Here is a 15,972-nt window from a genome sequence, read left to right as displayed (position 1 = left end):
GTGTCGAGGTCAGGCCAGCCTTTCTATACTGCTTCTGCAACCGTCATGCATCCGCGACGAAGAGGCAACCAATGGAATGGCTGGGGCTGCACCTGTTCACTGAACTCCCGGCCAGCGGTCGGCTGATCCTCGATTGCCGCCACGAACCGGTGCTCCTGGTCGTGGCTTTCGGCGTGGCCATCGCGGCCTGCTTCGCGACCCTCGACATGGTCGAACGTCTCTCCCACGGCGAAGACCCCATGGCCCATCGCCGCTGGCGGCTATTGGGCGCCTGCTGCCTGGCCGGTGGCATCTGGGCCATGCATTTCATCAGCATGCTGGCCTTCCAGGCACCGCTGGAAATCCATTACGACGTCTCGCTGACCGGCCTTTCCCTGCTGATCGCGCTGGTCGCCGCCTGGCTTGCGATGAGCAGCCTGGACCGCCAGCACATGCGGCCACGCCATTACCTCCAAGGTGCGGTGCTCATCGGCCTGGGTATCGTGTCCATGCACTTCGTCGGCATGGCTGCGCTGCAAACCGGCGCCCACCAGTACTACCAGAGCGGCCTGCTGCTCGTCTGCGTCACCATCGCCATCCTCACCAGCCTTGCCGCGCTGCTGCTGGCGCATGGCCTGAGCAAAGGCAGCGGCAGCAAGCACCTGTCGCTCAGACTCGGTGCCAGCGTGCTGATGGCCTGCGGCATCGTCGCCACCCACTTCACCGGCATGTCGGCCATGACCCTGGTACTGCCGGATGACACCCCGCTCAGCCTGGTTTCAGGCGACAACCGCGTGCAGTTGGGCTTGACCATCGCCGTCATCGCCTTGCTGATCAGCGCCAGCAGCCTCAGCGCGGCGTTGGCCGACAAGAAGCTGCAAAGTAAGGAACACGACCTGCGCCGGGTAAACACGCTGCTCAACCAGCTGGACCTGGCCCGCGCCCAATTGCAGCAAGCCGCCCACTACGATGCCCTGACCAACCTGCTGAACCGCCGCGGGTTCAACCAGGTGTTCGCCGAGCGTCTCGCCGAACAGTCCGTCGACGGCCATCGCATGGCCGTGATGTTTCTCGACATCGATCACTTCAAGCGCATCAACGACAGCCTCGGCCACGCAGCCGGAGACGAACTGCTCAAGGTGATCGCCGACCACATCCAGGCGGCCACGCGTAGCCAGGACCTGGTGGCACGCCTGGGTGGCGACGAGTTCTGCGTGGTCACCAGCCTCAAGAGTCGAGACGAAGCCCGTCATCTGGCGCAACGCATCATGCAGCGAATGAAGGACCCCATCGAACTGGGCGGCCGGCGCATGGTGATGACCACCAGCATCGGCATCAGCGTCTACCCGGAAGATGGCGTTACCGCCAACGAGCTACTCAAGCATGCAGACCTGGCGCTCTACCAATCCAAGGGCGCTGGGCGCAACAGCCTGAACTTCTTCGACAACGGCCTGCGCAGCCGCGCCACCCTGGAGCTGCAACTGGAAGAGGAACTACGCGTCGCGCTACTCGAGGAGCGTGGCCTGTGCGTGCACTACCAGCCAATCTATAACGCAGCCACTGGCCAGGTGGCCAAGCTCGAGGCGCTGGTGCGCTGGCAACACCCGCAACATGGAATGCTGAGCCCCGACCGGTTCATCTGCATCGCCGAGGCCAATGGCCTTATCGCCGACCTCGACCTCTGGGTGCTGCGTCGCGCCTGCGAGGATCTGGCCCGCTTGGTACACCACGGCTACACCGACCTCAAGGTCACGGTAAATTGCTCGGCGCTGACCCTGGGCCGCGACGCATTGGTCAGCGAAGTCCAGATGGCGCTGCGTCACGCGGGCCTCGGCGCCCAGCATCTGGAACTGGAGGTCACGGAAAACGCTTTGATGGGCGACATCGCGCGCACGATCAACTTGCTCAAGCGTATCCGCACCCTGGGCGTGGCGCTGTCGATCGACGATTTCGGCACCGGTTACTCGTCACTGGCCTACCTCAAACGCCTGCCACTGGACGTACTGAAGATCGATCGGTCGTTCCTGCAGGACGTACCCGACAACCAGAAGGACCGCGAGATCATCCAGGCTATCATCATCATGGCCCATACCCTGCACCTGAAGGTGATCAGCGAAGGGATCGAGACGATCGAGCAGCACGCGTTTCTCGCCGATCACGGCTGTGACTACCTGCAAGGCTACCTGCTGAGCCGACCACTGCCGTTCGCCGAGCTACGGCCGATTCTCGAGTCGCTGGAGCGCAACCAAACTTCGTTCATTGCGGGTCGCGATAAAGCGCCACCAGAGTCGCCGGGTCTTTTTCCAGATAACCCTGGCTACCGTGCAGGCGCATCAGTTGTGCGGCAAGGCCACTGATCGGCGTCGCCGAGCCTTGCTCCCGGGAATATTTCACGGCGCCATCAAGGTCCTTTAGCAGTGTGCGCACATGCCACTTGATCGGCTCGAAGCGGCTCTCGGCCATCTGCGGCGCGAGTATCTGCAGGGGCTTTGAGTCGGCAAAACCACCGGCCAACGCCTCGGCGAGCAGGCTCGCATCCACCCCTGAGCGTTCCGCCAGCGCCACCACCTCGGCGATAACCAGCGCGTTGCAGGCCACGATCATCTGGTTGCAGGCCTTGGTCACCTGCCCCGCCCCCACTGCGCCCATGTGCGTCACGCGCTGCCCCAGCACCTGCAGTACCGGGCGGGCCCGGGCAAGGTCGCCAGCCTCGCCACCGACCATGATCGCCAGGCTGCCGGCTTCGGCCCCAGGTGTGCCGCCCGACACCGGCGCATCCAGCCAGGCGATGCCGCACTGAGCGGCCAACGCCGCGGCCATTTCACGGGTGGCGGTAGGCTCCAGGCTGGAAAGATCGATCAGCAACTGCCCGCTGCGTCCGCCCTGGGCAATGCCCTGCTCACCGAACACCACGTCCCGCACCACCGCCGTATCCGCCAGGCACAGCAATACCATGTCGCTGTCACGGCACAGTTCGGCCGGGTTGCTGGCCAGGCGTGCGCCGGCTTGCACCAGCTCGGCGCATTTGTGCGGGCTGCGGTTCCACACGGTGAGCGGGTAACCGGCCGCCAGCAGCCGCCGGCACATCGGCAGGCCCATCAGGCCGATTCCAGCGAACCCCAGCGAAGGCAATGCAGTACTCATGAACGACTCCAGAGAGAAGATTAAAGAAGCGCGGTTTTTTGACGATGCAATGCCGGTGCGATGGAAACAGACTTAGAAGAAGTCAGGCAAACCCCTATCGCATCCGTGAAAGGCGCACTGATAAAGTCGCCCCGTTACCAATGATGGCCAGATGACATCCCGTCCAACAGCCAACCACCCAGGCAAATGGCGCACTATGACCTCTAAGAACATTTCTGCCAATGCGCTCTCCGAGTCGACGATTGCGTTCACCTCGCCGAATGCCGGCGCCGTTGCTGACCCATTTCCGGTACGTGCCACCCAGCCTGGCCAGTATCTGTACTTCACCGAACAGGATATCCAGCGCATCCTCGACAACCTCGACGGCCTGCGCGACCTGGTGTTCCCGCAGAACCTGCACATCGAGGACGAAAACCAGCTGCGACTGGAACAGCAGTTCCCTTCGGTATGCCTGATCGGCCTCGGCCGCTGCGGGTCGAACATCGCCCTGGACGTGGCCGAGCTGGTCTACAACGCCCGCACCTTCTTCCTCAACGAGTTCAACAACGAGGACCGCAACCGCGCCGAATCCGGCTACAGCCCGGCGCGCTGGATCCGACAGAACCTGCGTTTGGTACAGAACAAGGCGGCCAAACCGGTGTTCCTGGTGGAACCGCTGGTGATGCTAGGCGACCTGGACAAGGACATTGCCGGGCGCATCCGTTTCTCGCGCAAGGGTGAGCGCGGCGGTTTCCTGCGCGACTACAGCAAGATGAAGATCATGGACCTGTCCGAGGTGCACGCCGGCGGTGCCGGTAACGCGCCGATCCTCGGCCAGTACCTGGCCAAGATCATCCTCAACAAGGACACCCAGCGCTTTTCCAGCAGCGACTGGAAGCTGATCCACTCGTACCTGATTGACTCCTGCGGCATCAAGGCCAACCAGTCGCGCCTGTACTTCTACATTTTCAGTGCCGGCGGCGGTACCGGCTCGCGCATGGCCTCGGAATTCGGCCTGGCCCAGCAGTATTCCTACATGAACAAGACCTTCGACACCAAGCCGGCCGAGGAAAACGACGGCAAGAGCGGGCATTCGTTCGTGTTCGAGCCGATCTTCACCAGTGGTATCTGCGTGCTGCCCAATGCCTCGGACCACCGCAGCGAAATGTCCGAAGCGCTGCACATCAACGCCGGGCGGTTGCTGTGCAAATACCTTTCGGAAGAATGGGACTTCTCGTACAACTTCGATAATGAAGACAGCAGTGAAGCCAGTGTCATGGGGCGCATCCGCCCTTGGAACGCGATGATGCTCATCTCCAACGACATCATGCGCTACGCCGAGGAAAGCGATGACGGCACGATCCATAACATCGACGTCAACGCCATGGAAAAGCACGCCAACCAGTACATTTCCCAGCAAATCTTCAACATCCTCACCGCCCAGGCGGTAACCACCGACTACGACCAGAACTACTTCCGGCGTGCGGGCATCGATATCGGCGAAACCATCCGCCTGGATGCCAACGACCTGTTCATGAGCCTGGCCGGCCCGGTGGCCATCGCCTATGCCGAGTCGGTGGTGCCGGAGATTCCTGCCCAGGGTTCGGACAAGTTCAAGGTGTTCGAGCGGGAGATGCCGCGCCTGGACATCGACGACCTGTTCCTGCGCTCGATCGATCTGCCGCACTTCAACAAGCAGACCCAGGCAATCGAAGGCATCAGTTTGCTGCCGATCGAGTCGCGTCGCTACCGCGCAGCCCTGGAGCAGTACAAGGCCTCAGGCTATGACGCTGCCGCCCTGCACGACCTGCATTTCTTCAAGAATTGCTCGTCGGTGGTGTCGATCGTCTCGCTGCCCAAGGATTACAAGCTGTCGTACATGGACCTGAACCGGTTGAAGACGCACCTCAACAGCCTGTTCCCCAACACCACGCTCAAGCGCTACGCGCTGGTCATCGGCGCCTCGGCGAATCTTTCGCTGACAACGCTGATCGCCAAGAGCCCGTGCCTGTCGGACGACTTCCTGACGCTGATCGTGGCGTTCATCAAGCGCTGCTTCGCACGCACGCCCTACCGTTTCGATGACACCCTGGACAACGCCATTCTCGAGTTCATCACCAGCGAGCACTTCGATGAAGCTCGCATCGACGACCTGCTCAACGAGTTCGAGAACCCGGCGAAGATCCTCGATACCAACTGGTATGCAATCAAGCCGATGTACGAGAAGAAGTACCGCGAGTTGATCAACGACAAGAGCCGCTTCGTGTCGATCAACGATATCCGCCTGTCGCGCGAATGCGTGAAGAAGGCGGTGAAGTACCTGCGCGAGATCTTCCGTCATCGCATCGGCAAGACCCGGGTGATTTCCCTGAACAACCACACCGGGCGGGTCGACTACTGACCTTGATTGGGCCGTCTCCAAGCCCTTCGCGGCACTTTGGCGCGAGGGGCCGCGAGGCAGCTTTCATTACGCATCCCGTAAACTGTTACCGCCACGCCGAATTGTTACCGACCTCTACCCCGTCTGAGCGCGAGCAAGCACCTAAACGGGGCGCGTGCGCGATTTCGCGCACCATCAACGCTCCAGCGATTCAGTCGCCCTTCGCCTGGATCACGATGAACGGCGAAACAACCACTGCCCATATCTCTGGATCGCGGGTTTGCAGGTCGAGCGCTTGTTCGGCCGACACCGGCCCGACGGTGCCATCACTGCGCCACTTGGCGAAGATCTCGCTGCGATTCTCGGCCATCGCCTCGGCTACGGTAATCAGGTCGAGGGACGGGTCGACCCAAATCAGGTCACCTTTGGCCCAGAAGCGCTCCAACGCTTTCCACTCGATGGTCGCCGTCTCGCCGAGCAATTTGGCATAGAGGGTGCTTGTTTGATCAGTCATGGGTTATCTACCGCAGAATTCGGCCAATTAAAAAGGCCGGCATTTTTGCAGAAAAACCCGGTTTCAAATACGTAATTTGGTCGATTGGCCCTGAAATCCCAGGCCACAGCGATGAGTAAAGGCAAATTGATGGCGCCTTTTCATATCTTTGTGTCGACCAAGCGACAAGCCCGGACCTTGGCACTTTTAGCCCGCTTTTCAAGCGCTCGACGAGGGCTCTACACTGTACCGGTACAGTTCCGGGAGATTTTCCGGGGAGTCGAGCAAGTGGCATGGCGTGGCCATTGCCCAAGCCCGACCGGTCTGTAGACCTGGCCGCCAGGACTCTAAGAATTACAACAGAATGAGTGGAGCATTATGATCAAGATTTCCAAGCTGTTCGCCGCGATGGCACTGGCCGGCGTTGCCAGCCAGGCATTTGCCGCCGATACCATCAAGATCGGTATCGCCGGTCCGAAAACCGGTCCGGTCACCCAATACGGCGACATGCAGTTCATCGGCGCCAAGCAGGCCATCAAGGACATCAACGCCAAGGGCGGCGTGGATGGCAAAATGCTCGAAGCCAAGGAATACGACGACGCCTGCGACCCTAAACAGGCCGTGGCGGTCGCCAACAAAGTGGTCAACGACGGCGTCAAGTTCGTCATCGGCCACCTGTGCTCCAGCTCCACCCAGCCAGCGTCCGACATCTACGAAGACGAAGGCGTAATCATGATCACCCCGGCCGCCACCTCGCCGGAAATCACCGCCCGTGGCTACAAGCTGATCTTCCGCACCATCGGTCTGGACAGCGCCCAGGGCCCAGCGGCCGGCAACTACATCGCCGACCACGTCAAGCCGAAAGTCGTCGCGGTCCTGCACGACAAGCAGCAGTACGGTGAAGGCATCGCCACCGCGGTCAAGCAGACCCTCGAGCAGAAAGGCACCAAGGTTGCCGTGTTCGAAGGCCTGAACGCCGGTGACAAGGACTTCTCCTCGATCATCCAGAAGCTCAAGCAGAACAACGTCGACTTCGTCTACTACGGTGGCTACCACCCAGAGCTGGGCCTGATCCTGCGCCAAGCCCAGGAAAAAGGCCTGAAGGCCAAGTTCATGGGCCCAGAGGGCGTGGGTAACGACTCGATCTCGCAGATCGCCCAGAACGCCTCCGAAGGCCTGCTGGTCACCCTGCCGAAGTCGTTCGACGCCGACCCGGAGAACAAGGCCATCGTCGATGCCATCAAGGCCGATGGCAAGGACCCTAGCGGCCCGTTCGTGTTCCCGGCGTACTCGGCCGTGGAGCTGATCGCCAAAGGTATCGAAGCGGCCAAGTCCGAGGACACCGAGAAGGTGGCCGAGGCTATCCACGCCGGCTCCTTCAAGACCCCGACCGGCACCCTGTCGTACGACGAGAAAGGCGACCTGAAGGACTTCAAGTTCGTGGTCTACGAATGGCACTTCGGCAAGCCGAAGACCGAAGTATCCCCTCAGTAACTGCGTGACTAATAGCTGACCGAGAAGCCCACTGTGCGAGCAGTGGGCTTTGTTTTACGAGGTTCATGGACCAGATTCCCGCGATCCGGGAGCCGGTTCACCTGAAAATCTTAAAACCGTCACCCGCGGTTTCCTGGCCGTGCCCTGCCATCGTTGCAAAGACCACGAGGCAGCCCACAGGGGTCACCCCCCGCCAGTGAAATGCAAATCAGGTTTTTAGGAGCGCTGTAATGCCTGAGATCTACCATTTCTTCCAACAACTGGTTAATGGATTGACCATCGGCAGCACCTACGCCTTGATCGCCATCGGCTACACGATGGTGTACGGCATCATCGGCATGATCAACTTCGCCCACGGCGAGGTGTACATGATCGGTTCCTACGTGGCCTTCATCGCCCTCGCCGGCCTGGCCATGATGGGCATCCATTCGTTGCCGATCCTGATGACCGTCGCGTTCGTCGCGACGATCTTCGTTACCAGTGCCTACGGCTACAGCATCGAACGGGTTGCCTACCGGCCCCTGCGTAACAGCAACCGTCTGATCCCGCTGATTTCCGCCATCGGCATGTCGATATTCCTGCAAAACACCGTTTTGCTTTCCCAGGATTCCAAGGACAAGTCCATCCCCAACCTGATCCCTGGGAGCTTCTCCTTCGGCCCGGGCGGCGCGGAGGAGGTACTGGTTTCCTACATGCAGATCCTGGTGTTCGTGGTCACCCTGGTGGCCATGACCTGCCTGACCCTGTTCATCTCCCGTTCCCGCCTGGGGCGCGCCTGCCGCGCCTGCGCCGAGGACATCAAGATGGCCAACCTGCTGGGCATCAACACCAACAACATCATCGCCCTGACCTTCGTCATCGGCGCCGCCCTGGCGGCGGTAGCAGCCGTGCTGCTGAGCATGCAGTACGGGGTGATCAACCCCAACGCCGGCTTCCTGGTGGGCCTCAAGGCCTTCACCGCAGCGGTATTGGGCGGCATCGGCAGCATTCCGGGCGCCATGCTCGGCGGCCTGGTGCTGGGCGTGGCCGAAGCGTTCGGCGCCGATATCTTCGGCGACCAGTACAAGGATGTGGTGGCCTTCGGTCTTTTGGTTCTTGTCCTGCTGTTCCGGCCGACCGGCATCCTGGGCCGTCCGGAGGTTGAAAAAGTATGAACAGAAATCTCAAACAGGCGTTCTTCAGCGCCTTGCTGGTCTGGGCCGTGGCATTCCCGGTGCTGGGCCTGAAGCTCAGCATCGACGGCATCAGCCTGGTGGTCCACAGCCAAGGATCGTTCACCATCGGCATCATCGCCGTCTGCTCGCTGCTGATGTTCCTGCGCGTGCTGTTCGACCGGCAATGGAGCGCGGTCATGGGCCGTCGCTCGGACCGCAAGCTGATCCCACCGGCCGTGAGCAACTACCTGACCCTGCCCAAGACCCAGCGCTACGTGATCATGGGCCTGATCGTCGCGGCACTGGTGTGGCCGTTCTTCGGCTCGCGCGGGGCGGTCGACATCGCCACGTTGATCCTGATCTACGTGCTGCTGGGCCTTGGCTTGAACATCGTGGTTGGCCTCGCTGGCCTGCTCGACCTGGGTTACGTCGGCTTCTACGCCGTGGGTGCGTACAGCTACGCGATGCTCTCGCACTACCTGGGCTGGAGCTTCTGGGTCTGCCTGCCGATCGCCGGCCTGATGGCCGCCACCTTCGGCTTCCTGCTCGGCTTCCCGGTGCTGCGCCTGCGCGGTGACTATTTGGCGATCGTGACCCTCGGCTTCGGCGAGATCATCCGCTTGTTCCTGCGCAACCTCACCGACTGGACCGGCGGCCCCAACGGCATCAGCAACATCCCCAAGCCGGAGTTCTTCGGCCTGACCTTCGAGCGCCGCGCCGCCGAGGGGATGCAGACCTTCCATGAGTTCTTCGGGCTGCAATACAACTCGATCAACAAGGTCATCTTCCTCTACCTGGTGGCCCTGCTGCTGGCCCTGCTGGCGCTGTTCGTGATCAACCGGCTGCTGCGCATGCCGATCGGCCGCGCCTGGGAAGCCCTGCGCGAGGACGAGATCGCCTGCCGCGCATTGGGCCTGAACCCCACCGTGATCAAGCTCTCGGCCTTTACCCTCGGCGCCTGCTTCGCCGGTTTCGCCGGCAGCTTCTTCGCCGCGCGCCAGGGCCTGGTGACGCCGGAGTCGTTCACCTTCATCGAGTCGGCGATCATCCTCGCCATCGTCGTGCTTGGCGGCATGGGCTCGCAACTGGGCGTGATTCTCGCGGCCATCGTGATGATCCTGCTGCCGGAGCTGATGCGTGAGTTCAGCGAATACCGGATGCTGATGTTCGGTGCGCTGATGGTGTTGATGATGATCTGGCGTCCGCAAGGCCTGCTGCCTATGCAACGTCCCCATATGGAGCTGCGTCGATGAGCCGCGAAATTCTGCAAGTCAGCGGCCTGAGCATGCGCTTCGGCGGCTTGTTGGCGGTCAACGGCGTGGGCCTGACCGTCAAGGAAAAACAGGTGGTGGCACTGATCGGCCCGAACGGCGCCGGCAAGACCACGGTGTTCAACTGCCTGACCGGTTTCTACAAGCCCAGCGGCGGCACCATCCTGCTCGATGGCCAGCCGATCCAGGGCCTGGCCGGCCACCAGATCGCCCGCAAAGGCGTGGTGCGCACCTTCCAGAACGTGCGCCTGTTCAAGGAAATGACGGCACTGGAAAACCTGCTGATCGCCCAACACCGCCACCTGAACACCAACTTCTTCGCCGGCCTGTTCAAGACGCCCAGCTTCCGCCGCAGCGAGAAAGAGGCCATGGAGCGGGCACAGTACTGGCTGGATAAGGTCAACCTGACCGAGTTCGCCAACCGCACCGCAGGCACCCTCGCCTATGGCCAGCAACGCCGCCTGGAAATCGCCCGCTGCATGATGACCCAGCCGCGCATCATCATGCTCGACGAACCGGCAGCGGGCCTGAACCCAAGAGAGACCGAAGACCTCAAGGCATTGATCGCCTATCTGCGCGAATCCCATGACGTGACCGTGCTGCTGATCGAGCACGACATGAAACTGGTGATGAGCATTTCCGACCATATCGTCGTCATCAACCAGGGCACCCCCCTGGCCGACGGCACGCCGGAGCAGATTCGCGACAATCCTGATGTGATCAAGGCCTACCTGGGGGAAGCGTAAATGCTGAAGTTCGAGAACGTTTCCACTTTCTACGGCAAGATCCAGGCGCTGCACAGCGTCAACGTGGAGATCAACCAGGGCGAGATCGTCACCCTGATCGGTGCCAACGGCGCCGGCAAGTCGACCCTGCTGATGACCCTCTGCGGCTCGCCGCAGGCGCACAGCGGCAGCATCAAGTACCTGGGTGAGGAACTGGTCGGCCAGCCCTCCTCGCACATCATGCGCAAGAGCATCGCCGTGGTCCCCGAGGGCCGCCGCGTGTTCGCCCGCCTGACCGTCGAGGAGAACCTGGCCATGGGCGGGTTCTTTACCGACAAGGGCGACTATCAGGAGCAACTGGACAAGGTCCTGCAACTGTTCCCACGGCTGAAGGAACGTTTCGTCCAGCGTGGCGGCACCATGTCCGGCGGCGAGCAACAGATGCTGGCCATCGGCCGCGCACTGATGAGCAAGCCCAAGCTGCTGCTGCTCGACGAGCCGTCGCTGGGCCTGGCGCCGATCATCATCCAGCAGATCTTCGACATCATCGAACAGTTGCGCCGCGATGGCGTGACGGTGTTCCTGGTGGAGCAGAACGCCAACCAGGCGTTGAAGATCGCCGACCGGGCCTATGTGCTGGAGAACGGCAAGGTGGTGATGCAAGGCACTGGCGAGGCCTTGCTGACCGACCCGAAGGTGCGCGACGCGTACCTGGGTGGTTGATGGAGAAAAGGCCTTCGGGCCTTTTTTTCTGCCTGGGGGTTTTGGGTTGCCTGTACCGGCCCCATCGCCGGCAAGCCGGCTCCTACCGCGATTGCTTCGGACCTGTAGGAGCCGGCTTGCCGGCGATGGGGCCGGTACAGGCAACCGAGAACTTGTGATCCGCACCCAGCCTGAGTAACGTGGCCAGCTCTTTCGCAACAGATTGCCGGAGCCCACCATGCGCCTCACCCCTTCCCTGCTGCTTGCCGCGGCCCTGCCCCTGTTCGGCGGCTGCCAGATGCTGGCGGACACGCCCAGCGACCCGAACATCGGCACCACGCGCATGCAGGGCGAACTGAGCGCCGGGGGCGGCCAGCTGCTGTTCAAACCGTGCCACGAAAGCCGCCAATTCGTGATCAACGATGCAGCCGGCACCGGCATCCTCCAGGAAGCCGCCAACCTCGCCACGGACGCCAACGCCAAGCTGTTCGCCGACGTGCGTGGGCGCCTTACCGGCAGCAAGCAGGCCACTACCGACGGCCAGCTCGACGTCCGCGCACTGTACCGCCTGACGCCCTCGCCACAGGCCTGTGACGACCCCAACTTCAAGCAGCTGACCCTGCGTGCCAGCGGCAACGAGCCGTTCTGGGCGGTAAAAGCCAGCGGCCGCGGGATGGTCATCGAACGTCCCGGCAAAGACCCATTGCCCCTGCCGTTCCTCGAAGAAGAAATCCCCGGCGGTGGCCTGACCCTGTCCAGCGAAGCCAACGGCGAGCGCGTGGAACTGTGGGTCGCCCCGCAGCGCTGCGTCGACAGCGCCAGCGGCGCGATCAACCACCTGCGTGCCGAACTGCGCATCGACGGGCAGACCCTGCAAGGCTGCGGCTACTACGGTGGCGCGCGCGACAACTGATCGCCGGGCGCTTTTATCCTGCCAGTAGGGGCGGCGAACAGCTTATACTTGGCGGTTTGTGTAAAGCCGCCGGCCGCCCATGGCCGGGATACTGGACCCTGCCATGCTACGAATCACCGAACTGAAGCTGCCCCTGGATCATCCCGACGAAGCGCTGCGCGAGGCCATCGTGGAGCGCCTGGGCATCAGCGACGAGCAACTGCTCGGTTTCACCCTGTTCAAGCGCAGCTACGATGCGCGCAAGAAGAACAGCGAGCTGCTGTTCATCTACACCATCGACCTCGAGACCAGTAACGAAGCGGAACTGCTGCGCAAGTTCGAAGGCGATCGCAACATCGGCGTTGCCCCGGACACACGCTACCAGTTCGTCGGCCAGGCCCCTGAAAACCTGCAGGAGCGCCCGATCGTGGTCGGTTTCGGCCCGTGCGGCATCTTCGCCGGGCTGCTGCTGGCGCAGATGGGCTTCAAGCCGATCATCCTCGAACGTGGCAAGGAGGTGCGCCAGCGCACCAAGGACACCTGGGGTCTGTGGCGCAAGAGCGTGCTCAACCCCGAGTCCAACGTGCAGTTCGGCGAGGGCGGTGCCGGTACCTTCTCCGACGGCAAGCTGTACAGCCAGATCAAGGACCCGCAGCACCATGGTCGCAAGGTGCTCGAGGAGTTCGTCAAGGCTGGTGCGCCGGACGAGATCCTCTACATCAACAAGCCGCACATCGGTACCTTCCGCCTGACGGGCATGGTCGAGCAGATGCGCCAGGACATGATCGCCCTGGGGGCCGAAGTGCGCTTCCAGGAGAAGGTCACCGACCTGCTGGTCGAAGACGACCAACTGACTGGCGTGGTCCTGGAAAGTGGCGAGCAATTGCATTCCCGCCATGTGGTCCTGGCCCTGGGCCACAGTGCCCGCGACACGTTCCGCATGCTCCATGCCAAGGGCGTGTACATGGAAGCCAAGCCATTCTCGGTCGGTTTCCGCATCGAGCACCCGCAGACATTGATCGACAAGGCGCGCCTGGGCAAATACGCCGGCCACCCGAAACTGGGCGCAGCCGACTACAAGCTGGTGTACCACGCCAAGAACGGTCGTTCGGTCTACAGCTTCTGCATGTGCCCGGGCGGCACCGTGGTTGCGGCCACCAGCGAGCCTGGTCGGGTGGTCACCAACGGCATGAGCCAGTATTCGCGTAACGAGCGCAACGCCAACTCCGGCATCGTCGTCGGCATCGATCCGGAGCGCGATTACCCAGGCGGTCCATTGGCAGGGATCGAACTGCAGGAGCGCCTCGAAGCCCACGCCTACGTCATGGGTGGCAGCAACTACCAGGCACCGGCGCAGCTGGTCGGCGACTTCGTTGCAGGCAAGCCGTCCACCGCGCTGGGCAGCGTCGAGCCTTCGTACAAGCCGGGGGTGACCCTGGGTGACCTGGCGCCGAGCCTTCCGGATTTCGCCATCGAGGCGATCCGCGAAGCGCTGCCCGCGTTCGATCGCCAGATCAAGGGCTATAACCTGCACGACGCGGTGCTGACCGGCATCGAGACGCGTACCTCCTCGCCACTGCGTATCACCCGTGGCGCGGATTACCAGAGCCTCAACCTCAAGGGGCTGTTCCCGGCGGGTGAAGGGGCTGGCTATGCCGGCGGCATCCTCTCGGCCGGTGTCGATGGCATTCGCATTGCCGAGGCAGTGGCGCGGGACATGCTCGGGTTGTAAATCGACGTTGCGGCTACTGGCCCCATCGCCGGCAAGCCGGCTCCTACAGGTACGATGCGATCGTTGTGGGAGCCGGCCTGCTGGCGATAGGGCCGTCGACAACATGTGTAAATTCCCACCCCACTTTTAGAACTCTCCTCCCCCTCTCCCGCCAACAGCATCTAGGCTTGCCTCAGGCCTGACCCGACCTGCCCACTCACTCATGGAGAGCATATAGCCCGTGCGTAGGCTCCTCACCCGCTTCTTCCAACTGGAAGCCGCCAGCGGCCTGCTGCTGATCGCTGCGGCGATTCTGGCGCTGGTCATCAACAACTCACCGCTGTCCCACGTCTATAGCGTCCTGCTCGATGTTCCGGTTGCCGTGCAGGTCGGAGCACTGGAAATCGCCAAGCCCTCGCTGCTGTGGATCAACGACGGCCTGATGGCCCTGTTCTTCCTGCTCATCGGCCTGGAGGTGAAGCGCGAGGTAGTGGATGGCCAGTTGTCCAAGCCCTCGCAGGTCATCCTGCCCGCCACGGCTGCCATCGGCGGCATGGTGGTACCGGCGCTGATCTATTGGTCGATCAATCGTGACAACCCGGCGGCGGTAGCCGGATGGGCCATTCCCATGGCCACCGACATCGCCTTCGCCCTTGGCGTGTTGGCGTTGCTCGGCAAACGGGTACCGGTATCGCTGAAGTTGTTCCTGATGACCTTGGCGATCATCGACGACCTGGGAGCGATCATCGTCATCGCCCTGTTCTACTCCGGCACCCTGTCGAGCGTGTCGCTGGTACTGGCCGCTGCCTGCCTGATCGTGCTGCTGACCATGAACCGGCTTGGCGTGACCAAGCTCGGCCCGTACCTGGTGGTCGGCCTGATTCTCTGGGTGTGCGTGCTCAAGAGCGGCGTGCACGCCACCTTGGCCGGCGTTGCCCTGGCTTTGTGCATTCCGCTGCGCACCCGCCATGCCGAAGCCTCGCCGCTGCTGGCCTTGGAGCTTGCCCTGCAACCCTGGGTGGCCTACGCCATCCTGCCGTTGTTCGCCTTCGCCAACGCCGGTGTGTCGCTGGCCGGCATAAGCCTGGACAGCTTCACCCACCCTGTGCCGATGGGCATTGCCGTGGGCCTGCTGCTAGGCAAGACCGTAGGGGTGTTTGGCTTGACCTGGCTGGCGGTGAAATTGCAGTTGGCAGCACTGCCCAGTGGCGCCAGCTGGGGGCAGTTGCTGGGGGTGGCGATTCTCTGCGGCATTGGCTTCACCATGAGCCTGTTCGTCGGCTCGTTGGCCTTCGTACCTGGCAGCAGTGAGTATGCCGGCATGGACCGAATGGGGATTCTTAGCGGCTCGTTCTTTGCCGCACTGATCGGTTACGGGGTCACTGCGATGGCCAGTCGTAAGCGCAGTGCAGAATGATTGAGCCGGCAGAATAAAAGGTTCTTCACGGATTGTCGGGAAGTTGGCTTGGCTTGGCTTGGCTTGGCTTGGCATTTAGATCGTGAGCTGATCCATTGTGTGTAGCGGCGCTACTGGCCCCTTCCGCCTTTACGGCGGGCTCCTTTGTTCTTGGACAAAGGAGCGCAAAACCGCTCGCTCCTGCATCCGGCCCTCCGCTGCGCTACGGGTCCCCTCGCTTCGGCGCCTTCCGGGCCCGCGCGGCCTACGACTTGCTCCGCAAGTCTACATCTCGCGCCTTCGGCTACGCCGAAGGGTGCTGCGCACCTGGCCCTACAGGCGCCTACGCTCGGCCTCCTGACGTCGCGAAGTTAGCGGCGGCGCCTGCACTGGCGTTATCTTCGAAAGAGACACCGCGCTATCCGCTACAACACAAAGCGATAGGTAAACCGCGAGAGCGCAGCGATTCGCCTGCCGTTGCTCTGGCTGTTGATCTTGCTCTGGCTGTTGATCTTGATCTTGATCTACCCGCGACCTCAGGAGGCCGAGCGTAGGTGGCTGGAGGGCCAGGTGCGCAGCACCCTCCGGCGTAGCCGGAGGCGCGAGATGTAGACTTGCGGAGCAAGTCGTAGGCCGCGCGGGCCCGCAAGCC

12 protein-coding genes are annotated in these 15,972 nt (G+C 62.3%); 10 read left to right on the top strand and 2 right to left on the bottom strand.

The features are described from left to right. Positions 1-71: 71 nt before the first annotated feature. The gene (locus E6B08_RS06565) at positions 72-2,336 is read left to right on the top strand and encodes a putative bifunctional diguanylate cyclase/phosphodiesterase (RefSeq protein ID WP_136913284.1); all 2,265 of its coding nucleotides are present in this window, start codon (positions 72-74) and stop codon (positions 2,334-2,336) included. Here the strand turns inward: E6B08_RS06565 and E6B08_RS06560 are convergent. Continuing rightward, the gene (locus E6B08_RS06560) at positions 2,236-3,123 is read right to left on the bottom strand and encodes an NAD(P)-dependent oxidoreductase (protein WP_136913283.1); all 888 of its coding nucleotides are present in this window, start codon (positions 3,121-3,123) and stop codon (positions 2,236-2,238) included. The two genes, E6B08_RS06565 and E6B08_RS06560, sit on opposite strands and share 101 nt — an antisense overlap. A 196-nt stretch (positions 3,124-3,319) precedes the next feature. Between E6B08_RS06560 and E6B08_RS06555 the strand changes: the two genes are divergently transcribed. Beyond that, positions 3,320-5,503 (top strand): hypothetical protein, encoded by a 2,184-nt coding sequence (locus E6B08_RS06555; protein WP_136913282.1) that lies wholly within the window; start codon positions 3,320-3,322, stop codon positions 5,501-5,503. A gap of 190 nt (positions 5,504-5,693) precedes the next feature. On the opposite strand, the gene E6B08_RS06550 is transcribed toward E6B08_RS06555, so the two are convergent. Continuing rightward, complete coding sequence (locus E6B08_RS06550) at positions 5,694-5,996, bottom strand: DUF2288 domain-containing protein (RefSeq protein WP_136913281.1); 303 nt, start codon at positions 5,994-5,996, stop codon at positions 5,694-5,696. A gap of 357 nt (positions 5,997-6,353) precedes the next feature. Here E6B08_RS06550 and E6B08_RS06540 point away from each other — a divergent pair, with 357 nt between their 5' ends. The 8 genes from E6B08_RS06540 (at position 6,354) to nhaA (ending at position 15,341) form a co-directional block, all read left to right on the top strand. Then, positions 6,354-7,469 carry a branched-chain amino acid ABC transporter substrate-binding protein gene (locus tag E6B08_RS06540; protein ID WP_136913280.1) on the top strand — a complete coding sequence of 372 codons (1,116 nt, stop codon included), beginning with the start codon at positions 6,354-6,356 and terminating at the stop codon, positions 7,467-7,469. Between the two features lie 230 nt (positions 7,470-7,699). After that, the gene (livH, locus tag E6B08_RS06530; RefSeq protein WP_023379080.1) at positions 7,700-8,623 is read left to right on the top strand and encodes a high-affinity branched-chain amino acid ABC transporter permease LivH; all 924 of its coding nucleotides are present in this window, start codon (positions 7,700-7,702) and stop codon (positions 8,621-8,623) included. Continuing rightward, a complete protein-coding gene (locus E6B08_RS06525; protein ID WP_136913279.1) occupies positions 8,620-9,876 on the top strand; it encodes a high-affinity branched-chain amino acid ABC transporter permease LivM in 1,257 nt (418 codons plus the stop codon). Before livH ends, E6B08_RS06525 begins: the two co-directional genes overlap by 4 nt. Beyond that, entirely contained in the window at positions 9,873-10,640 is a 768-nt protein-coding gene (livG, locus tag E6B08_RS06520; protein WP_136913278.1) for a high-affinity branched-chain amino acid ABC transporter ATP-binding protein LivG, read from the top strand. Before E6B08_RS06525 ends, livG begins: the two co-directional genes overlap by 4 nt. Continuing rightward, positions 10,641-11,342 carry an ABC transporter ATP-binding protein gene (locus tag E6B08_RS06515; RefSeq protein WP_136913277.1) on the top strand — a complete coding sequence of 234 codons (702 nt, stop codon included), beginning with the start codon at positions 10,641-10,643 and terminating at the stop codon, positions 11,340-11,342. Between the two features lie 217 nt (positions 11,343-11,559). Further along, positions 11,560-12,234: a COG3650 family protein gene (locus tag E6B08_RS06510; RefSeq protein ID WP_136913276.1), complete on the top strand. Its 675-nt coding sequence runs from the start codon at positions 11,560-11,562 to the stop codon at positions 12,232-12,234. 103 nt (positions 12,235-12,337) lie between these two features. Then, positions 12,338-13,945 (top strand): NAD(P)/FAD-dependent oxidoreductase, encoded by a 1,608-nt coding sequence (locus E6B08_RS06505; protein ID WP_136913275.1) that lies wholly within the window; start codon positions 12,338-12,340, stop codon positions 13,943-13,945. A 220-nt stretch (positions 13,946-14,165) separates the two neighbouring features. Continuing rightward, the gene (nhaA, locus tag E6B08_RS06500; protein ID WP_136913274.1) at positions 14,166-15,341 is read left to right on the top strand and encodes a Na+/H+ antiporter NhaA; all 1,176 of its coding nucleotides are present in this window, start codon (positions 14,166-14,168) and stop codon (positions 15,339-15,341) included. Positions 15,342-15,972 lie beyond the last annotated feature (631 nt).

It is taken from the genome of Pseudomonas putida, from assembly GCF_005080685.1.
Classification (GTDB): Bacteria; Pseudomonadota; Gammaproteobacteria; order Pseudomonadales; family Pseudomonadaceae; genus Aquipseudomonas; species Aquipseudomonas putida_V.
This window is presented reverse-complemented; position numbering and strand designations above follow the sequence as displayed.

Excerpts from the sequence above, each read along its gene's own strand:
- E6B08_RS06565 (WP_136913284.1), top strand. The coding sequence starts at position 72 with ATGGAATGGCTGGGGCTGCACCTGTTCACTGAACTCCCGGCCAGCGGT.
- E6B08_RS06560 (WP_136913283.1), bottom strand. The coding sequence starts at position 3,123 with ATGAGTACTGCATTGCCTTCGCTGGGGTTCGCTGGAATCGGCCTGATG.
- E6B08_RS06555 (WP_136913282.1), top strand. The coding sequence starts at position 3,320 with ATGACCTCTAAGAACATTTCTGCCAATGCGCTCTCCGAGTCGACGATT.
- E6B08_RS06550 (WP_136913281.1), bottom strand. The coding sequence starts at position 5,996 with ATGACTGATCAAACAAGCACCCTCTATGCCAAATTGCTCGGCGAGACG.
- E6B08_RS06540 (WP_136913280.1), top strand. The coding sequence starts at position 6,354 with ATGATCAAGATTTCCAAGCTGTTCGCCGCGATGGCACTGGCCGGCGTT.
- livH (WP_023379080.1), top strand. The coding sequence starts at position 7,700 with ATGCCTGAGATCTACCATTTCTTCCAACAACTGGTTAATGGATTGACC.
- E6B08_RS06525 (WP_136913279.1), top strand. The coding sequence starts at position 8,620 with ATGAACAGAAATCTCAAACAGGCGTTCTTCAGCGCCTTGCTGGTCTGG.
- livG (WP_136913278.1), top strand. The coding sequence starts at position 9,873 with ATGAGCCGCGAAATTCTGCAAGTCAGCGGCCTGAGCATGCGCTTCGGC.
- E6B08_RS06515 (WP_136913277.1), top strand. The coding sequence starts at position 10,641 with ATGCTGAAGTTCGAGAACGTTTCCACTTTCTACGGCAAGATCCAGGCG.
- E6B08_RS06510 (WP_136913276.1), top strand. The coding sequence starts at position 11,560 with ATGCGCCTCACCCCTTCCCTGCTGCTTGCCGCGGCCCTGCCCCTGTTC.
- E6B08_RS06505 (WP_136913275.1), top strand. The coding sequence starts at position 12,338 with ATGCTACGAATCACCGAACTGAAGCTGCCCCTGGATCATCCCGACGAA.